We start from the raw sequence: 20182 nt of genomic DNA on the forward strand, positions 1-20182 counted from the left end.
CCCGGCTCATCGGAACATCCTCGCGGCCATCAGGATAAACACCGGCGCACCTACCAGGGCCGTCATCACGCCGGTCGCCAGTTCGTGCGGCGTAAACAGAGTGCGGGCCGCGATATCCGCCAGCAGTAACACCAGCGCGCCGCAGCAGGCCGAGAGCGGGACCATCACACGCAAATCCACCGACACCAGACGGCGGATAATCTGCGGGACGACGAGCCCGATAAAGCCAATCGGCCCGGCAATCGACACCGCTGCGCCGCACAGCAACGCAATGGCGATCAGGGCAAGTATCCGCATGCGCACGAGCGAGACGCCTAGCCCCTGCGCCATGCGATCGCCCAGCGCCAGCATGTTCAGGGAAGGCGAAATCCACACGGCAAGCGCCAGTCCCACCGCCGTAACCCAGGCGGCGTTTTGCGTCGTTGCCCAGCTTAAGCCCGCCAGATCGCCCGCCAGCCAGGTGCGCATCGCCAGCAGGGTTTGTTCATCGAGGATCAGCACCGCCGCAGTAATCGACGACGCAAACGCCGACAGCGCCACACCGCAGAGGGTCACTTTCATCGGCGTCAGGCCGGTGCGTCCGGCAGACGACAGGGTGAGCACCAGCAGAAACAGGATCGCCGCCCCCGCCGCCGCAATCAGCGGACGCCCTACCGGGAGCGCCAGCCCGAGGGCGCTGGTGATGACCACGGCCAGCGCGGCGCCAGCGTTTAAGCCGAGAATATGCGGTTCGCCGAGAGAATTGCGGATCACCGCCTGCAGCAGCACGCCCGCCACGCCGAGCGCGGCACCGGTGGTCAGCGCTGCCGCCAGACGCAGCAGGCGCAGATTGATGATCACGTTGTGGTCGAAGTTGCGCGGATCAAACGCCAGAAACGCCTGCACCACGGCCTGCGGAGCGATAAAGCGCGCGCCGAGGCCGAGATGGACAATGGCGCCCATCAGCAGCAGCGCCAAAAATACGACGGAAGCCAGACTCGTGCGCATCATGCTGTTACGCCGCTGCGGCGAAACGGGATAAAGAAGGGTTTGCCGGTCATCGGGTTGATGGACATTTGCACGTCGACATCGAACACGGTTTTGATAAGTGTAGGCGTGCAGACGTCGCCCTCGTGCAGCACGCCCTCCACCTTGCCTTCGCGTAAGAACACCAGCGTATCGCCGTAGTTCACCGCAAAATTGAGATCGTGGAGCACCACCACGACGGTACGCCCGTGATGACGGGTGAGATCGTGCAGCAGTTCGAGGATCTCCACCTGATAGCGCAGATCGAGGAAGGTCGTGGGTTCGTCCAGCAGAATGGTGGGCGTTTGCTGGGCCAGCGCCATCGCGATCCAGCAGCGCTGACGCTGACCGCCGGAGAGACTCTCGACGGGCAGATGCGCGAAAGCCTGGGTGCCCGTCAGACGGAGCGCCTCTTCGACCGCCAGCTCGTCGGCGTCGGTCCACTGGCGCATAAAGTTCTGCCACGGAAAACGCCCGCGCGACACCAGCTCAAACACCGTCAGCCCTTCTGGCAGCAGCGGCGATTGCGGCAAAATGCCCAGCTCGCGCGAGACCGCTTTGGTCGGCTGGTCGTGGATCGCTTTGCCGTCCAGCAAGACTGTGCCGCCCATCGGCTGCAGCAGGCGCGCCATGGTGCTGAGGAGCGTCGATTTCCCGCAGCCGTTCGCCCCGACCAGCACGGTCATTTTTTCAGAGGGAATAGTGAGGGAAATATCATCGACGATGATGTTTTTCTGATAGCCAGCAGAGAGGTTTTCAAGAACCAGCCCCTGCTTTGTCGCGTTATGAGCCACGTGTACGCCAACTTAATCAAATAACCAATAAATAAAAATAAATCTCATTCTCTTTTGTGAGTTTGCCGCTGCGCCATGTAGTAGTCAAGGGGATAAACACCCTAAAAAAACCAGGGATTAATGGGCTGTATCGCTTTAAGGAATCACTTAATTAATTCCATATTTTCATAGCATTAAGAGTTTCATGGCTATCGCAAATCCGACGATTTTTGACTGTAGCCGAATTTTGCTTTTTTCCATTTACTACTACATTCCCGCATGCTTGAATGATTCTCAATTACATACCCGATACCGGACAGGCAAACGGGTAGCGCTTTACGGGCAATGACACACCATCTTCATCCGCGACCCTTCGCGGGTATTTCGGGAAAACAGATTTAATGGCTAAGTTCACACCTTCATTCTCTGGGATTAAAGGGCGCGCGCTCTTTTCACTGCTGTTCCTCGCCCCCTTCGCACAGGCGGCCGACAGCGCCACCGCGAAAGACGGCGAAACCCTGACCGTCACCGCCGATACGTCTGCGAAAACGGATGCCACCAACGGCTATCAGCCGCTGAACACCTCCACCGCCACGCTCACCAACATGCCGATGCTGGATATCCCGCAGGTGGTGAATACCGTGAGCGACAAGGTGCTGGAAGATCAGCACGCCACCACGCTCGACGAAGCGCTGTATAACGTCAGCAACGTGGTGCAAACCAACACCCTCGGCGGCACGCAGGATGCGTTCGTGCGCCGCGGTTTTGGCGCCAACCGTGACGGGTCGATCATGACCAACGGCCTGCGCACCGTGCTGCCGCGCAGCTTTAACGCCTCGACGGAGCGCGTCGAAGTGCTGAAAGGCCCGGCGTCGACGCTGTATGGCATTCTCGATCCCGGCGGGCTGATCAACGTGGTGACAAAGCGTCCGGAGCAGCAGTTTGGCGGCTCGATCTCGGCGACCTCCACCAGCTTTGGCGGCGGCACCGGACAGCTCGACGTGACCGGTCCGATTGAAGGCACGCGTCTTGCCTATCGCCTGACGGGGGAATATCAGAAAGAGGATTACTGGCGCAATTTCGGCAAAGAGCGCAGCACCTTTATCGCGCCGTCCCTGACCTGGTTTGGCGACGACGCGACCGTCACGGTGCTCTATTCCCACCGCGATTATCAGACCCCGTTCGATCGCGGGACGATCTTCGATCTGACGACCAAACAGCCGGTGAATGTGGATCGCAAAACGCGCTTTGACGAACCCTTCAACATTACCGACGGGGAGTCCGATCTGGCCCAGCTGAACGCCGAATACCGTCTCAACAGCCAATGGACCGCGAAATTCGACTACAGCTTTAGCCAGGATAAATACACGGATAATCAGGCGCGCGTGATGGCCTATGACTCCGCCACCGGCAACCTGACCCGCCGCGTGGACGCCACCCAGGGTTCGACCCAGCGCATGCACTCAACCCGCGCGGATCTGCAGGGCAACGTGGATATTGCCGGGTTTTACAATGAGATCCTGACCGGGGTGTCGTACGAGAATTACGATCTGCTGCGCACGGACATGATCCGCTGTAAGAACGTGAAAGATTTCAATATCTACAATCCGTCTTATGGCAATCTGGGTAAATGTACGACCGTGTCGGCCTCCGACAGCGACCAGACCATCAAGCAGGAGAGCTACTCCGCCTACGTGCAGGATGCGCTCTATCTGACGGATAAATGGATTGCGGTCACCGGCCTGCGCTATCAGTCTTACACCCAGTACGCGGGGAAAGGTCGTCCGTTTAACGTCAATACCGACAGCCGCGACGACCAGTGGACGCCGAAAGCGGGCCTGGTCTACAAGCTGACGCCGCAGGTGTCGTTGTTCGCCAACTATTCGCAGACGTTTATGCCGCAGTCGTCTATCGCCAGCTACATTGGCAACCTGCCGCCGGAAACGTCGAATGCCTACGAAGTGGGTGCCAAATTTGACCTGTTCGACGGGATTACCGCTAATATCGCGCTGTTTGATATTCATAAGCGCAACGTGCTCTACACGGAGAGCGTGGGAGATGAGACGGTGGCGAAAACCGCCGGACGCGTGCGTTCTCAGGGCGTGGAAGTGGATCTGGCGGGCCGTTTGACCGAGAACACCAACGTGATCGCCAGCTATGGCTACACGGACGCGAAGGTGCTGGAAGATCCGGACTACGCGGGCAAACCGCTGCCGAACGTGCCGCGTCATACGGGTTCTCTGTTCCTGACTTACGATATTCAAAACGCGATCGGTGGGAATACTCTGACGCTCGGCGGCGGTGGGCATGGCGTGAGCCGTCGTTCGGCCACCAACGGTGCGGATTACTATCTGCCGGGCTATTTTGTGGCTGACGCCTTTGCGGCGTACAAGCTGAAGTTGCAGTATCCGGTGACGCTGCAGCTGAACGTGAAAAACCTGTTTGATAAGACCTACTACACGTCGTCGATTGGTACCAATAATCTGGGCAACCAGATTGGCGATCCGCGCGAAGTGCAGTTTACGGTGAAGATGGATTTTTGATTCGAGCGGGGTTTCCCCTTACCCTAACCCTCTCCCCAAAGGGGCGAGGGGATCGATCGTAGGCCCGGTAAGCGTAGCGCCACCGGGCCTTTTCGCATCAACCTTCGATATCCGCCAGGTCGCCTTTTTCCTGCAACCAGTTGCGTCGATCTTCAGAACGTTTCTTGGCTAACAGCATGTCCATCATGGCGTTGGTCTGCTGTTCGTCTTCGTCGCTGATCACCAGCTGCACCAGACGGCGAGTGTTCGGATCCAGCGTGGTTTCACGCAGCTGCATCGGGTTCATCTCACCCAGCCCTTTAAAGCGCTGGACGTTCGGTTTGCCCTTCTTGCGTTTCAGCTGCTCCAGCACGCCCGCTTTCTCCTCTTCCGTCAGGGCGTAATAGACCTCTTTGCCGAGATCGATACGGTATAACGGCGGCAGTGCGACGTGGACGTGACCGTTCTTCACCAGCGTACGGAAGTGTTTCACGAACAGCGCGCACAGCAGCGTGGCGATGTGCAGACCATCTGAGTCCGCATCCGCGAGGATACAGATCTTGCCGTAGCGCAGCTGGCTCAGGTCGTCGCTGTCTGGATCGATGCCGATCGCCACCGAGATGTCATGCACCTCCTGCGAGGCCAGCACTTCATCAGAAGAGACTTCCCAGGTGTTCAGGATCTTACCCTTCAGCGGCATGATCGCCTGGAATTCACGGTCGCGCGCCTGTTTGGCAGAGCCGCCCGCCGAGTCACCTTCCACGAGGAACAGTTCGGTGCGATTCAGATCCTGCGCGGTACAGTCGGCCAGTTTGCCCGGCAGGGCCGGACCGCTGGTCAGCTTTTTACGCACCACTTTCTTCGCCGCACGCATACGGCGCTGGGCGCTGGAGATCGCCATTTCCGCCAGCATTTCGGCGGTCTGAATGTTCTGGTTCAGCCACAGGCTGAAGGCGTCTTTTACCACGCCGGAAACGAAGGCCGCGCACTGACGCGAGGAGAGACGCTCTTTGGTCTGCCCGGCAAACTGCGGATCCTGCATTTTGACCGACAGCACATACGCGCAGCGATCCCAGATATCTTCCGCCGAGAGCTTCACGCCGCGCGGCAGAATGTTGCGGTATTCGCAGAACTCACGCATCGCATCCAGCAGACCCTGACGCAGACCGTTGACGTGCGTACCGCCCTGCATGGTTGGGATCAGGTTGACGTAGCTTTCCGTCAGCAGTTCACCGCCTTCCGGCAGCCACAGCAGCGCCCAGTCGACCGCTTCCGTATCGCCGGAGAAGTTACCGAGGAACGGTTTTTCCGGCAGCGTCGGCAGGCCGTTAATCGCCTCGCCCAGATAGTCGTTCAGACCATCCTGATAGCACCAGCGCTGCTCGCTGCCGTTCACTTCGTCTTTGAAGGTGATTTCTACGCCAGGGCAAAGCACCGCTTTCGCTTTCAGAATGTGCGTTAAGCGTGAGACGGAAAAACGCGGGCTGTCGAAGAAGCTTTCGTCGGGCCAGAAGTGGACGCTGGTCCCGGTGTTACGTTTGCCGCAGGTGCCGATGACCTGCAGTTCCTGAACTTTGTCGCCGTTTTCAAAGGCGATGTTGTAGACCTGGCCGTCGCGGCGCACGGTCACTTCCACGCGCTTAGACAGGGCGTTAACCACGGAGATCCCCACGCCGTGCAGGCCGCCGGAGAACTGGTAGTTTTTATTGGAGAACTTACCGCCCGCGTGCAGACGGCAAAGGATCAGTTCAACGGCCGGGACACCCTCTTCCGGGTGAATATCGACCGGCATACCGCGGCCGTCGTCGATCACTTCGAGCGACTGGTCGGCGTGCAGGATCACGTCGATGCGTTTGGCATGGCCTGCCAGTGCTTCATCGACGCTGTTATCAATTACTTCCTGGCCCAGGTGGTTTGGGCGCGTGGTATCGGTGTACATCCCAGGGCGGCGGCGAACCGGCTCAAGCCCGGTGAGTACCTCAATGGCATCAGCGTTATAGGTTTGCGTCATGATTTAGCTAGCAATTCGCATTGGTTGTCAGAGGCTGTGCAGCCCAAGAAAATCGACAATCTGGGTGAAATGATTCTCAAAGCCCGTGAAAGCATGGTTTCCGCCTTCTTCTACAGTCTGGCGGCAAGACGCGTAATACGCCACCGCCTGGCGGTAATCCAGCACTTCATCACCCGTCTGTTGCAGCAGCCAGAGGAGATCTGGCGCGTCCAGCGGGTCTATTTGCATCACTTTGAGGTCGTAAATATGGCGTGACTCTAGCACATATTGCTGCCCCGTGTAGGGGTTCTCGTTGTGGCCGAGAAAGTCCGTCAGCAGCTCAAACGGGCGTACCGCCGGGTTAACCACGACCGCAGGCAGCATGAAGCATTGCGACAGCCAAGTGGCGTAATAACCGCCCAGCGACGAGCCGACGACGCCGAAGGATTCTCCGCCGTGTTCCATCACGATGGACTCGAGCATTTCGGCGGCGTCCGCCGGGTAGGGTGGCAGCTGCGGGACGATCATCTCGATGTGCGGATGATGCTCGCTAAGCCACTGGCGAAACTGGGTCGCCTTCGCGGAACGCGGGGAGCTATTAAACCCGTGCAGGTAGAGGAGCGTAGACATCAGTATCCTTCTGAAGCAGTGTCCGGGCGGAACTGCGCGCCTTCCAGACGACAAACTTCCGTGGTCAGCCGACCATCCGCATGGAGGTCCAGCCAGCGCCATCCCGGCGCAATGGTATCTAAAGTAAAGTTGGCGCAGTGGGGTTTAAACTGTACGCAGGTTGACGGCGTCGCCAGCAGACGGCGGCCATTCCAGTCGAGATCTTGTTCCTGGTGAATGTGTCCGCACAGCAGATTATTCACATGAGGATATTTCGAGAGCACGCGATCCAGCGCGGCAGAGTTGCGCAGACTGTGCTGATCGAGCCAGCTGCATCCCGCCGGGAGCGGGTGATGGTGCAGCAACAGCAGAGTGTGGCGATCAGGCACATCAATGAGCTTGTTCTCAAGCCACTCGAGCTGGAAATCACTCAGCTCACCGTGCGGCACGCCGAACACCTGGGTGTCGAGCAGCAGGATTTGCCAGTGATCGCCCACGAACACGCGCTTGGCCGGGGAGATCCCCGCTTCCTGCAACGCACTGTACATGGCGGGCTGGAAGTCGTGATTGCCCGGTAACCAGACGCAAGGCACGCTGAAGCTCGCGATCCCGGTAGCAAAATGCTGATAGGCCGCGGCGCTTTGATCCTGTGCCAAATCGCCGGTCGCGACGATTAAATCGCAGTCGCGGTTTTCGGTACGAATGGCATCAAGTACAGCCTGATAACTCTCCCAGGTGTTGACCCCCAGCAGCGTTTCATGCTTTTCGGCGAACAGGTGAGTATCAGTAATTTGTAATATCCTGACTGGCGCCCCACCAGCAACAGTCAGGTTCAACAGGCTTTCCAAATGGTGTCCTTAGGTAGGTTTATGACGCTAACAAACCGGAATCGCCATTGCTCCATGTGCTAAACAATATCTTAGCCAGTCAGCTAAAAACTGGTTAATTTGATGCTTTTCGTCGCGTTGATGCAACTTTTTATTAGGATAATCATATCGCGCTTTGAAGCGAAAGATCTGCTGACTTGAACACACTTCAGCCACCATCGCGTCGTGATAAAGCCTGACGGTCATCGACGGCAGGCTCCAGTAGCTCACCGAGGGAGCCGTCTGTTTGATCTCGACAAGCGTAGTGTAGCGAGTGGATTCCACAATCGTTAAGCGATATTGCGCGTTGCTCACCTGATAGCTCACCGTTTCGCCGGCCGCGTCGGTGCGCGGCAACAGGCGACGTAATTGTGCGAAGTTGGTCTCGCACAGACGCATCATTTCTGGGAAGTCAGGTGTATAACGCTTCATTTTTTCCACTCTTTTCGTAAGTCTTGATAATGCAGCTGGAGCCATTGCAAAGCGATGACAGAGGCTGCGTTGTCGATTTTCCCCTCATTGACCCATTGATAAGCCTGCTCCCGACTCACCACATGAACACGAATATCTTCGTTTTCATCTGCCAGACCGTGAATACCTTGCGCGGTCGTGGCGTCCACTTCACCCACCAGAATCGAAGAGCGCTCGGTGGCACCACCCGGGCTTGCCAGGTAGCTCAGCACCGGTTTGGTTCGGCCCACAATCAGCCCTGCTTCTTCCTGCGCCTCACGGCGGGCGACGTCTTCCGGCGTTTCGCCCTCTTCAATCATCCCGGCGACGATCTCCAGCAGCCACGGGCTTTCGCTGGTATCCAGGGCGGCAATTCGAATCTGCTCAATCAATACCACTTCGTCACGCACTGGGTCAAAGGGTAGCAACACTGCGGCATGCCCGCGCTCAAAAATTTCGCGGCGGACTTCGCCACTCATTTCACCGTTAAACAGCCGATGCCTGAAACGGTAAAGTTCCAGTGAAAAAAAACCGCTATAAAGCTTTTCCCGTGCAATAATTTCTACATCGTTTTTGGTGAAAGTCACTGGCAACTTATCTGGTTTCTGCATGGCGGTATCCTGGTCACAATTGTGTTGAAATCATGAATTTCAAGCTGTTTGGCTGCCGTTTCAAAGGCTATATGATAGATTGGTGCAAATTACCGCCAGATGGCACGTAACGCCAACCTTTTGGTGTGGATGATTCTGTTAGAATCGGCAATTATTTTTAATTAGATCAGCGCTAATACTGCTTCACAACAAGGAATGCAAATGAAGAAATTGCTCCCCATCCTTATCGGCCTGAGCCTGACGGGCTTCAGCGCGATGAGCCAGGCAGAAAACCTGTTACAGGTTTATCAGCAAGCACGTCTGGGCAACCCTGAGCTGCGTAAGTCAGCCGCCGACCGTGATGCTGCGTTCGAAAAGATTAATGAAGCACGTAGCCCGCTGCTGCCGCAATTGGGTTTAGGCGCAGATTATACCTACAACAATGGCTTCCGCGATGCGAACGGCGTGAACTCCAACGTCACCAGCGCGTCCCTGCAATTAACGCAGACCTTGTTTGATATGTCCAAATGGCGCGCGCTCTCCCTGCAGGAAAAAAGCGCCGGTATCCAGGACGTGACCTATCAGACCGATCAGCAAACGCTGATCCTGAACACCGCTACCGCGTATTTCAACGTGTTGAGCGCGATCGATTCGCTCTCCTACACCGAAGCGCAGAAACAGGCGATTTACCGTCAGTTAGATCAAACCACCCAGCGCTTCAACGTGGGTCTGGTGGCGATCACTGACGTGCAGAACGCCCGTTCACAGTACGACAGCGTGCTGGCGAACGAAGTGACTGCCCGTAACAACCTGGATAACGCACTCGAATCCCTGCGTCAGGTGACCGGCAATTACTACCCTGAGCTGGCGTCCCTGAACGTCGACAATTTCAAGACGGATAAGCCGCAGGCGGTTAACGCCCTGCTGAAAGAAGCTGAAAACCGTAACCTGGCGCTGCTGCAGGCTCGTCTGAGCCAGGATCTGGCGCGCGAGCAAATCCGCCAGGCGCAGGATGGCCATCTGCCAACCGTGGGCCTGACCGCATCGACGGGCGTTTCTGACACCAGCTATAGCGGTTCAAAAACCAATAATTCGACCCAGTACGATGACAGCAACATGGGTCAGAACAAGATCGGCCTGAACTTCTCTCTGCCTCTGTACCAGGGCGGCATGGTGAACTCTCAGGTCAAACAGGCTCAGTACAACTTTGTTGGCGCGAGCGAGCAGCTTGAAAGCGCGCACCGCAACGTCGTGCAGACCGTGCGTTCTTCCTTTAACAACGTGAACGCCTCCATCAGCAGCATCAACGCGTACAAACAGGCCGTTGTGTCTGCGCAAAGCTCCCTCGATGCGATGGAAGCGGGTTACTCCGTCGGTACACGTACCATCGTTGACGTGTTAGACGCGACCACCACGCTGTATAACGCGAAGCAACAGCTCTCCAGCGCACGTTACAACTACCTGATCAACCAGCTGAATATCAAATCAGCGCTGGGTACGTTGAACGAGCAGGACCTGCAGATGCTGAACAGCACGCTGGGCAAACCGGTTTCCACCACGCCTGAAAGCGTGGCACCAGAAAACCCACAGCAGGACGCTAACGCTGATGGCTACAACGCCAATAGCACCGCCCCTGCGGCACAGCCAGCCGCCGCTCGTACCACCACGACCGGTAGCAACAGCAACAACCCGTTCCGTAGCCATTAAGTTTTGCCCGATGGCGCTTCGCTTATCGGGCCTACCGTCGTGTAGGCCGGTTAAGCAGAGCGCCAGCTGGGGCGAAATCACATCCAAACGTAAGCCAACGTAAAGATCCCCCCGAATCCCCCTCTGCGCTTCATTTTCGACCACTCATCCTCTATCCTGAGCCTTATTTACTGTGTGTTCACCTCTGGGTCCTGGAAGACAAAATGAAACGGACAAAAACGATTAATCACGCTTCGTTCCGCAAAAACTGGAACGCGCGTCACCTCACCCCTGTCGCCCTGGCGTTCACGGCCGTCTTTATGCTGGCAGGCTGTGAGCAATCCGATGAAACGGTATCGATGTATCAGAATGCCGATGACTGCTCATCAGCCACCGGTAAAAGCGCAGAATGTAACACTGCCTATAACAACGCCCTGAAAGAAGCGGAGCGTACCGCCCCGAAATACGCCACCCGTGAAGACTGTATCGCCGAATTCGGTGAAGGTCAGTGCCAGCAGGCACCGGCTCAGGCCGGTATGGCGCCAGAAAATCAGGCGCAGGCTCAGTCCAGCGGCAGCTTCTGGATGCCGCTGATGGCGGGTTACATGATGGGCCGTATGATGGGCGGCGGTATGGGCCAGCAGCAGCCGCTGTTCAGCTCCAAAAATCCGTCCAGCCCGGCGTACGGTAAGTACACCGATGCGAGCGGCAAAAACTACGGCGCGGCAACGCCTGGCCGTACCGCGACCGTTCCGAAATCCGCTATGGCACCTAAACCTGCGACCACCAGCACCGTAACGCGCGGTGGCTTTGGCGAGTCCGTGGCGAAACAGTCCACCATGCAGCGTAGCGCGACAGGCTCCACTTCTCGATCAATGGGCGGCTGATCATGGAACGAGTCAGTATTGTCGAGCGCCCGGACTGGCGCGAAAAAGCCACTGAATACGGTTTTAACTTCCACACCATGTACGGCGAACCCTACTGGTGTGAAGATGCCTACTACAAGCTCACCCTCGCCCAGGTCGAAAAACTGGAAGAGGTGACCGCCGAGCTGCACCAGATGTGCCTGAAGGTGGTGGAAAAGGTGGTTGCCAGCGATGAGCTGATGACCAAATTCCGCATCCCTAAACACACCTGGGGTTTTGTGCGTCACGCCTGGCAGACTAACCAGCCTTCGCTCTACTCGCGCCTCGATCTGGCGTGGGACGGCGTGGGCGATCCTAAGATGCTGGAAAACAACGCTGATACGCCAACCTCGCTGTACGAAGCGGCGTTCTTCCAGTGGATTTGGCTTGAAGATCAGATTGCTGCGGGCAACCTGCCGGAAGGCAGCGACCAGTTCAATTCCCTGCAGGAGAAGCTGATCGAGCGCTTCGCAGAGCTGCGCGAGCAGCACGGGTTTAATTACCTGCATCTGGCCTGCTGCCGCGATACCGTGGAAGATCGCGGTACCGTGCAATATCTGCAAGATTGTGCCGCTGAAGCGGAAGTGGCGACGGAATTCCTGTACATCGAAGATATCGGTTTAGGCGAGCGCGGTCAGTTTACGGATACTCAGGACCAGGTGATCAGCAACCTGTTCAAGCTTTATCCGTGGGAATATATGCTGCGCGAAGTGTTCTCCACCAAGCTGGAAGACGCGGGCGTGCGCTGGCTGGAACCAGCCTGGAAGAGCATTATCTCCAACAAAGCGCTGCTGCCGATGCTATGGGAGATGTTCCCGAACCATCCGAACCTGCTGCCCGCGTATTTCGCCGAAGACGATTATCCGCCGATGGATAAGTACGTCATCAAGCCGATCTTCTCCCGCGAAGGGGCTAACGTTTCGATTATTGAAAACGGCAAAACCCTGGAAGCGGCCGAAGGGCCATACGGCGAAGAAGGGATGATCGTGCAGGAGTTCTATCCCCTGCCGAAATTTGGCGACAGCTATGTGCTGATTGGCAGTTGGCTCATCAACGATCAGCCAGCCGGGATTGGCATTCGCGAAGACCGCGCGCTGATCACTCAGGATCTGTCACGCTTCTATCCGCATATTTTTGTGGAGTGAGTGTTTGTGCCGGGTGGCGGCTTCGCCTTACCCGGCCTACGATCTGCCTTTGTAGGCCCGGTAAGCGCAGCGCCACCGGGCTTTCTTTTTAGCCCACCTGCACGGAAAGCATACTCAGACTTCCCATTTCAATGCCGTCCACCGGAACGGTAACGGGCTCACTGCCGTCCCACGCGCCCAGTACGTACAGCAGCGGCAGGAAGTGCTCCGCGGTTGGGTTCGAGAGCGAACCGCCCTCATGATCCAGATAGTTCACCAGCGGATGGTCTTCCGCCGGGCCCTGCCAGGTCAGATTCGCTTTAACAAAATCATTGAACGACGTCGCCCACGGATACGGTGTGTTTTCACCGTGCCAGCGCGCCGTGCGCAGGTTGTGGACCACGTTACCACTCGCCACCAGCATGATGCCTTCGTCGCGCAGTTTCGCCAGCTTACGGCCCATCTCCAGGTGCCACGCCGTCGGTTTGGTGCTGTCGATACTCAGCTGCACCATCGGGATGTCGGCATCCGGGTACATTTTGATCAGCACGCCCCAGGAGCCGTGGTCGAAGCCCCAGGCCTCTTTATCCAGCGTCACAGGAACCGGGGACAGCAGATCGACTAACTGCTGTGCCAGCGCTGGCGAGCCCGGTGCCGGGTAGTGCGTGTCGTACAGCGCCTGCGGGAAACCGCCAAAATCATGAATGGTTTTCGGTGCTTCCATCGCCGTCACGCCGGTGCCGCGGGTAAACCAGTGCGCAGAGACCACCACGATCGCCTTCGGACGAGGCAACGTCTCGCCGAGATGACGCCAGGCGCGGGTATAGACGTTATCTTCCAGGACGTTCATCGGGCTACCGTGGCCCAAAAACAGTGCTGGCATACGAGAAGAAGTCATGGTGATATCCTTACATAGGGTGTCTGTTTAATGTCACTACATTACCCGCTATCTGCACAACATGAACTCAGATAAGCATGATGAAGATCTTCAGAAAATTTGAATGTAAGGAAACTGTAAAGCCGGGAGTCCCCTCTCGCTTTGCAGCAAATTAATCATTAGCATTAATGAGAATCATTATCATAAGGAGCGATTCATGTCAGTACCCTTGATTCTGACGATACTTGCGGGTGCCGCCACCTTCATTGGTGCGATTCTTGGCGTGCTCGGGCAAAAGCCTTCGAACCGCGTACTGGCATTTTCTCTCGGCTTTGCCGCCGGGATCATGCTGCTGATCTCCCTGATGGAGATGCTGCCCGCGGCGCTCGGCACCGAGGGAATGTCGCCGGTGCTCGGCTACGGCATGTTCGTCGTGGGTCTGCTGGGCTATTTCGGTCTCGACCGCATGCTGCCCCACGCGCATCCGCAGGATTTGATGCAAAAAAGCGTCAAACCGTCGCACGGAAATATCAAACGCACGGCCATTTTGCTCACCCTCGGCATCAGCCTGCACAACTTCCCTGAGGGCGTGGCCACCTACGTGACGGCGAGCAATAACCTCGAGCTGGGCTTTGGCATTGCGCTGGCTGTAGCGTTGCACAATATTCCTGAAGGACTGGCCGTCGCAGGACCGGTTTATGCGGCAACGGGCTCAAAACGCACGGCGGTGTTCTGGGCCGGGATTTCGGGTCTGGCGGAAATTTTAGGCGGCGTGCTGGCGTGGCTGATTCTCGGCAGCATGATCTCCCCGGTAGTGATGGCAGCGATTATGGCGGCGGTTGCGGGGATTATGGTCGCGCTGTCGGTTGACGAGCTGATGCCGCTGGCGAAAGAGATCGATCCTAACAACAACCCCAGTTACGGCGTGCTGTGCGGAATGTCGGTGATGGGATTAAGTCTGGTGCTGCTACAAACTGCGGGCATTGGATAAAAAAACGCCGGGATAACCCGGCGTTTTTTATTTAACTGGCTTTGCGTTCGTGCGCCTGGCGGTAGGCCACCAGGTCTTCGATCGTCACCACAGCCATATTGTGTTTCTTCGCAAACTCGATGCACTCCGGCGCGCGCGCCATGGTGCCATCGTCGTTGGTCAGTTCACACAGCACACCCGCAGATTTAAAGCCTGCCAGCGTCACCAGATCGATGGTCGCTTCAGTGTGGCCGCCGCGAGTCAACACGCCGCCCGGCTGCGCGCGCAGTGGGAAGACGTGGCCAGGACGGTTCAGGTCTGAAGGTTTTGCGTTGTCAGCGGTAGCAGCACGAACGGTCGTCAGACGGTCAGCGGCAGAAACGCCGGTGGTCACACCGTGCGCGGCTTCGATGGTCACGGTAAAACCGGTGCCGAATGCGCTGGTGTTGTTTTCGACCATCATCGGCAGATCGAGCTGTTTACGACGTTCGTCGGTCAGACAAAGACATACGATGCCACTGCCGTGACGGATGGTCAGCGCCATCTGCTCAACGGTCATGGTTTCTGCGGCGAAAATCATATCGCCTTCGTTTTCACGGTCTTCGTCATCGAGAACCATCACACCGCGATGTTCACGGAGTGCGGTCAGTGCAAGCTCTACACGATCGGTAGAGATGCCAAAAGCGGAAAGTAGCGTCTGATTCATGGTAAAAAAACCTCATTAAAATTATGGTTACCAGAATCAGGGCAGTCTTAGGAGCACCGCGTAAGCGGCAAAAAAATAACGTGAGCGGGCCTCGCCCGGCTGGATCGTTACTCTCTCCCATCCGGACTCTAACCGTCGGCTCTGGAATTACACCAGATCTGCTGACCTTTGAGTTTTCACCCAAAGCGCTCGCGGGCTTTCAGCGCAAGGCTGATTTACCGCCGGTGGGGAATTTCGCCCCGCCCTGAGAATAAGCGAGATAACTATAACGCTATTGATTATGCTGGGCAATGCATAAGCATCAAACAATTCTGGTTTATGTCTATGGGTTACGCGCTACAATGTTCGCTAACACCTTCCGATCAAGGGAAACGACCATGATTGACCCGAAAAAAATTGAACAAATTGCCCGTCAGGTTCATGAATCCATGCCGAAAGGCATTCGTGAGTTTGGCGATGACGTCGAGAAGAAAATCCGCCAGGTGCTGCAGTCGCAGCTGACGCGTCTTGATCTGGTGAGCCGTGAAGAGTTTGACGTGCAGACGCAGGTTCTGCTGCGTACCCGCGAAAAGCTGGCGCTGCTGGAACAGCGTCTGACCGAGCTGGAAAACCGCAGTCAGCCAGCGGAAGTGAAACCGGCGCCGGCGATCCCGCCCGTCGAAGAAGCATAAGCACTTATTGCCCGGTGGCGCTTCGCTTACCGGGCCTACAAAACCGTAGGCCGGGTAAGGCGCAGCCGCCACCCGGCGAAAAAGCGCCACCGGGCTTTTGTTACTGACTGTCTTTCTGGATCTTCTTAATGATGTTGGTGGTTGAACACCCGTCCTCAAAGTTGAGCACCATCACTTCGCCACCATTGGCCCAGACCTCTTCGCTACCCGCAATCTGCTCTGGCTTATAATCGCCGCCTTTCACCAGCAGATCTGGCAGGATGCCAGCAATCAGACGCTGCGGCGTGTCTTCTTCAAAAGAGACCACCCAGTCGACTGCTTCCAGCGCGCCGAGCACAATCATGCGCTGATCCAGCGGATTCACCGGACGCGTTTCGCCCTTCAGACGTTTGGTCGATGCATCGCTGTTCACCGCGACAATCAGACGATCGCCGAGCTTGCGCGCATTCGCCAGATACGAAACGTGGCCCGCGTGCAGAATGTCGAACACGCCGTTGGTCATCACCACTTTCTCGCCGCGCTTACGCGCCGCCGCGACGGCTGTTTTCAGCTCGTCTTCACTCATCACGCCAAAGCCGGTATCCGCACGACCGCGTACCGCGTTCTCCAGCTCGATCGGTGACACGGTCGAAGTCCCGAGTTTACCGACAACCACGCCCGCTGCCGCGTTCGCGAAGTAGCAGGCTTCTTCGAGGGAATTGCCCGCCGCCAGCGTTGCCGCCAGCACGCCAATCACCGTATCGCCCGCACCGGTCACGTCGTAAACTTCCTGCGCCTGGGTCGGCATATGCAGCGGTGGTTTGCCCGGCTGCAACAGCGTCATGCCCTGCTCAGAGCGCGTCACCAGCAGCGCGGAGAAGTCGAAATCGGCGATGATTTTCATCCCGCGTTCAACGATCTCTTCTTCGTTTTTGCACTTACCGGCCACCGCTTCAAACTCAGACAGGTTTGGCGTCAGCAGCGTCGCACCGCGATAGCGCTCGAAATCGGTCCCTTTCGGGTCGATCAGCACCGGAACGCCCGCTTTACGCGCCAGCTGGATCATCTGCTGTACGCTGGCGAGCGCGCCTTTGGCGTAGTCAGACAGCACCAGCGCGCCGATATTGCCCAGCGCCTGCGCGATACGCTCGTGCAGCGGCTCAGGATCTACGCCTTCAAAACCTTCTTCAAAGTCGAGGCGGATCAGCTGCTGGTTGCGGGAGAGCACGCGCAGTTTGGTGATGGTCGGATGCGTCGGCACGGAAACGAAGTCGCATTTCACGTTGACTTCGGTCAGCGTTTTGCTGAGCGCGCGCGCCGCATCATCAATGCCGGTCAGCCCGACCAGACGGGAATGCGCGCCGAGAGAAGCAATGTTCATCGCCACGTTGGCCGCGCCGCCAGGACGCTCTTCAATGGTATCGACCTTAACGACCGGGACCGGGGCTTCCGGCGAGATGCGGCTGGTTGGCCCGTACCAGTAGCGGTCCAGCATCACATCACCGACAACCATAACCCCAGCACGTTCAAACTCTGGCAGTGTTACTTTCATTCCTGACTCCAGAAAGATTCACAATTTGCGCGCGATAATATCACACATGTTTCGATACGCACGGCTCCACCAGCCACTTCTGCCAGCTGGTGCGAACGCGTTCTCGCTCGATGTTAAAACATTCCGGCGCCACATGGCCCGGCTGTTCCTGTAACGCCAGATGATGCAATTCATCACGCAGCGTGGTGTAAGCGTGGGTCAACGCCTGCGCTTCCTGCTCATCCATAATGTCGTTTTGCGCCAGCAGTTCCAGAATGCGCACGTTATCAGACCAGCGTGTCAGCTTCGGCTTGTCATGCGCATGACGGAGCACCAGATACTGGGTAATAAACTCGATATCGGTGATCCCGCCCTCATCGGCTTTGATATCAAAGCGATCGCGATGTTTGTTGCCCAGATGGGCGCGCATTTTCTCGCGCATTTCACGCACGTCGGTCTGCAACTTTTCACCTTCACGCGTCGCGGTCAGGACATCGCGGCGAATCGCGTCGAACTGCGTTTTCAGCTGCGGATCGCCGTACACCACGCGAGCGCGCACCAGCGCCTGATGCTCCCACGTCCAGGCCTCGTTTTGCTGATAATCCGCAAAAGATTCGGTGGAAGTGACTAACATGCCCGCCGCGCCGGACGGACGCAGTCTTGCATCCACTTCGTACAAAATCCCGGACGAGGTTCGGGTGCTGAACAGATGCATAATGCGCTGCGCCAGGCGCAGGTAGAACTGACGCCCGTCGATTTCCCGCTCGCCGTCGGTCATGACATCAACCGGGCAATCGTGAAGGAAGATCAAATCCAGATCGGAGCTGTAGCCCAGCTCCCAGCCGCCCAGTTTACCGTAGCCAACCACGGCAAACCCGCGACCCTCGCGGTCCGCCAGATGTTTCGGCTGACCGTAGCGCACCACCATCTGGCCCCACGCCTGCTGGACCACCGCGTCGATGATCGCTTCCGCAAGCCAGGTGAGATGGTCGCTGACTTTCATCACGGGCAGGGTTCCGGCGATATCCGCCGCCGCCACGCGCAGCATCTGCGCCTGCTTAAACTGGCGCAGGGCCTCAAGCTGTTGCTCTTCGTCCTCTTCCGGCACGCGCAGCAGATACTGGCGCAGCTCATCGCGATAGGCATCCATCGCCGTCGGCTGATAGAGCGTATTCGGGTCGAGGAGTTCGTCCAGCAGCAGCGGGTAGCGCGCCAGTTTGCTGGCGACCATCGGCGACGCGGCGCAGAGCGAAATCAGGTGTTTGAGCGCGCCGGGGAATTCGCTCAGGAGTTCAAGATAAGTCGTGCGGGTGATAATCCCGGTGAGCAGCGGCGTCAGGCGCGACAGCGGGATCGGCGCATCCGCCCGCGAGCAGACGTTGCTCAGCAGATGCGGCATCAGGTGATCGAGCACCTGTCGTCCGCGCGGCCCGATGGCGCGTTTGTTCATTTCCATGCGGAAATCAGCGATCAGCGCCACCACGCGATGACGATCGTCATCGCTTAAATGCGCCAGCACCGGCGTGGTGTCGTCCTCCTGCAGCGCATCCTGCCACAGTTCGCGCCAGTGTTCGGACAGGGTATCGTCCGCCGATTCGGCTTCGTCATCGCCAATCAAATCGTTAAAGATCCGCCGCACGCCCGCCATATGGGCGTCCAGCTGTTCAGTCAGTTTTTGCCAGTCGTCAACGCGCATCCCCCAGGCCAGACGCGCGCGGTTGAGATCGTCGCCGGGCAGGGTCTGGGTCTGTTCGTCGTTGATACTTTGCAGCAGGTTTTCAAGGCGACGCAAATAGAGATAGGCATCGTGCAGGGTTTGCGCATCGCCTTCCGGCAGTAAATGCAGTTGTTCGATGGCGTTCAGCGTCGGGAGCAGCGAACGGGATTGCAGGGACGGCTCGCGCCCACCGCGGATCAGCTGGAAGACCTGCACGATAAACTCAATTTCACGAATACCGCCCGCGCCGAGTTTGATGTTGTCTTTCAGGCCCCGACGACGCACCTCGCGGGCAATCATCCCTTTCATGTTGCGCAGGGACTGAATGACGCTGAAATCGATATAGCGGCGGAAAACGAACGGGCGCAGCATGGCGCGCAGCTCATCGGCGTAAACGTCGCCGTTATCGCCCATGATCCGCGCTTTCACCATCGCGTAGCGCTCCCAGTCGCGGCCCTGCTCCTGGTAATAATCTTCCAGTGCGGCAAAGCTCAGCACCAGCGGGCCGCTGTCGCCGAACGGACGCAGGCGCATATCCACGCGATAGACGAAACCGTCCTGGGTCGGCTGATCCAGCGCTTTAATCAGCCGCTGGCCGAGACGGGTAAAGAACTGCGCGTTATCGAGCTCGCGGCGTCCGCCGCGGGTTGCGCCCTTTTCCGGCCAGGCGAAGATCAGGTCGATATCCGACGAGAAATTCAGCTCACCGCCGCCCAGTTTCCCCATGCCCAAAATCATCAGCGGCTGCGGCGTGCCCTCTTCGCTGCATGGCGTGCCCCACTCTTTGCAGCAGGCGTCGTACAGCCAGTCGCGCGCGGCCACAATCAGCGTCTCCGCAAGAACGCTCAGCTGCTGCAGGGTGCTCTCTTCGCTCACCAGCTCCAGCGACTGCGCCCAAGCGATGCGCACCATCACGCGACGGCGGAACTGGCGCAACACGCGCATCAGCGTCGGCTCATCGTTCACCTCTGCCAGCGCGTCGCTCAGCCACTGCGCATAGTGCTGCCACTCGTCTGCCTGCGGCGGTGCCGCTTCCAGTTCAGCCAGCCAGTCAGGATTCGCGGTGATGCTCTCCTGGACAAAATCACTAAAAGTAAGCACTTGCTGCGCCTGCTCACTGAGTGAGTCGGCGGGTAATGATTCCGGCAGACGCGCACAAACCGTCTGCCAGTGCTGCGTGAGCTGTGAAGAAAGCGGCATTATCGGGTTCC

At 57.7% G+C, this 20182-nt stretch carries 17 protein-coding genes and 1 riboswitch; of the genes, 6 read left to right on the plus strand and 11 right to left on the minus strand.

Annotated features, from left to right (window positions below; genetic code table 11):
- Positions 1–6: 6 nt before the first annotated feature.
- Complete coding sequence (locus tag QQF33_RS24635) at positions 7–990, minus strand: FecCD family ABC transporter permease (RefSeq protein ID WP_285148272.1); 984 nt, start codon at positions 988–990, stop codon at positions 7–9.
- Positions 987–1799 (minus strand): ABC transporter ATP-binding protein, encoded by an 813-nt coding sequence (locus QQF33_RS24640; protein WP_285158782.1) that lies wholly within the window; start codon positions 1797–1799, stop codon positions 987–989. Before QQF33_RS24640 ends, QQF33_RS24635 begins: the two co-directional genes overlap by 4 nt.
- A gap of 380 nt (positions 1800–2179) precedes the next feature.
- On the opposite strand from QQF33_RS24640, the gene QQF33_RS24645 reads away from it, so the two are divergent.
- Positions 2180–4321, plus strand: coding sequence for a TonB-dependent siderophore receptor (locus QQF33_RS24645; RefSeq protein ID WP_285143989.1), 2142 nt, complete (start codon positions 2180–2182; stop codon positions 4319–4321).
- A 97-nt stretch (positions 4322–4418) separates the two neighbouring features.
- Here QQF33_RS24645 and parE read toward each other — a convergent pair whose 3' ends face one another.
- The 5 genes from parE to nudF are packed head-to-tail and all read right to left on the minus strand — an operon-like array spanning position 4419 to position 8826.
- On the minus strand, positions 4419–6311 hold the full coding sequence (parE, locus tag QQF33_RS24650) for a DNA topoisomerase IV subunit B (protein ID WP_282494293.1): 1893 nt from the start codon (positions 6309–6311) through the stop codon (positions 4419–4421).
- Between the two features lie 27 nt (positions 6312–6338).
- Positions 6339–6920 carry an esterase YqiA gene (gene yqiA, locus QQF33_RS24655; RefSeq protein ID WP_282494292.1) on the minus strand — a complete coding sequence of 194 codons (582 nt, stop codon included), beginning with the start codon at positions 6918–6920 and terminating at the stop codon, positions 6339–6341.
- A complete protein-coding gene (gene cpdA, locus QQF33_RS24660; RefSeq protein ID WP_282494291.1) occupies positions 6920–7747 on the minus strand; it encodes a 3',5'-cyclic-AMP phosphodiesterase in 828 nt (275 codons plus the stop codon). Before cpdA ends, yqiA begins: the two co-directional genes overlap by 1 nt.
- Positions 7748–7774: 27 nt before the next feature.
- Entirely contained in the window at positions 7775–8197 is a 423-nt protein-coding gene (locus QQF33_RS24665; RefSeq protein WP_102104786.1) for a DUF1249 family protein, read from the minus strand.
- Positions 8194–8826: an ADP-ribose diphosphatase gene (gene nudF, locus QQF33_RS24670; RefSeq protein WP_282494289.1), complete on the minus strand. Its 633-nt coding sequence runs from the start codon at positions 8824–8826 to the stop codon at positions 8194–8196. The genes QQF33_RS24665 and nudF overlap by 4 nt, the downstream gene beginning before the upstream one ends.
- A gap of 201 nt (positions 8827–9027) precedes the next feature.
- On the opposite strand from nudF, the gene tolC reads away from it, so the two are divergent.
- From tolC to QQF33_RS24685, 3 genes are all read left to right on the plus strand, one after another.
- Positions 9028–10512, plus strand: coding sequence for an outer membrane channel protein TolC (tolC, locus tag QQF33_RS24675; RefSeq protein WP_282494288.1), 1485 nt, complete (start codon positions 9028–9030; stop codon positions 10510–10512).
- 203 nt (positions 10513–10715) lie between these two features.
- Complete coding sequence (locus tag QQF33_RS24680) at positions 10716–11378, plus strand: DUF1190 family protein (RefSeq protein WP_285158783.1); 663 nt, start codon at positions 10716–10718, stop codon at positions 11376–11378.
- 2 nt (positions 11379–11380) lie between these two features.
- Complete coding sequence (locus QQF33_RS24685; protein ID WP_103946988.1) at positions 11381–12541, plus strand: glutathionylspermidine synthase family protein; 1161 nt, start codon at positions 11381–11383, stop codon at positions 12539–12541.
- A gap of 88 nt (positions 12542–12629) precedes the next feature.
- On the opposite strand, the gene ygiD is transcribed toward QQF33_RS24685, so the two are convergent.
- Entirely contained in the window at positions 12630–13418 is a 789-nt protein-coding gene (gene ygiD / locus QQF33_RS24690) for a 4,5-DOPA-extradiol-dioxygenase (protein WP_285158784.1), read from the minus strand.
- Positions 13419–13614: 196 nt separating this feature from the next.
- Here ygiD and zupT point away from each other — a divergent pair, with 196 nt between their 5' ends.
- A complete protein-coding gene (zupT, locus tag QQF33_RS24695; RefSeq protein WP_100778889.1) occupies positions 13615–14388 on the plus strand; it encodes a zinc transporter ZupT in 774 nt (257 codons plus the stop codon).
- A 31-nt stretch (positions 14389–14419) separates the two neighbouring features.
- Here zupT and ribB read toward each other — a convergent pair whose 3' ends face one another.
- The gene (ribB, locus tag QQF33_RS24700) at positions 14420–15073 is read right to left on the minus strand and encodes a 3,4-dihydroxy-2-butanone-4-phosphate synthase (protein ID WP_285158785.1); all 654 of its coding nucleotides are present in this window, start codon (positions 15071–15073) and stop codon (positions 14420–14422) included.
- A 105-nt stretch (positions 15074–15178) separates the two neighbouring features.
- Positions 15179–15329: riboswitch (FMN riboswitch) on the minus strand.
- A gap of 121 nt (positions 15330–15450) precedes the next feature.
- Between ribB and ubiK the strand changes: the two genes are divergently transcribed.
- Positions 15451–15744 carry a ubiquinone biosynthesis accessory factor UbiK gene (ubiK, locus tag QQF33_RS24705; RefSeq protein WP_285148268.1) on the plus strand — a complete coding sequence of 98 codons (294 nt, stop codon included), beginning with the start codon at positions 15451–15453 and terminating at the stop codon, positions 15742–15744.
- 100 nt (positions 15745–15844) lie between these two features.
- On the opposite strand, the gene hldE is transcribed toward ubiK, so the two are convergent.
- Positions 15845–17275, minus strand: a complete 1431-nt coding sequence (gene hldE, locus QQF33_RS24710) for a bifunctional D-glycero-beta-D-manno-heptose-7-phosphate kinase/D-glycero-beta-D-manno-heptose 1-phosphate adenylyltransferase HldE (protein ID WP_285158786.1) — start codon at positions 17273–17275, stop codon at positions 15845–15847.
- Between the two features lie 40 nt (positions 17276–17315).
- Positions 17316–20171 (minus strand): bifunctional [glutamate--ammonia ligase]-adenylyl-L-tyrosine phosphorylase/[glutamate--ammonia-ligase] adenylyltransferase, encoded by a 2856-nt coding sequence (glnE, locus tag QQF33_RS24715; protein ID WP_285158787.1) that lies wholly within the window; start codon positions 20169–20171, stop codon positions 17316–17318.
- Between the last annotated feature and the right edge of the window lie 11 nt (positions 20172–20182).

This window comes from Lelliottia wanjuensis, assembly GCF_030238365.1.
Taxonomy (GTDB): Bacteria; Pseudomonadota; Gammaproteobacteria; order Enterobacterales; family Enterobacteriaceae; genus Enterobacter; species Enterobacter wanjuensis.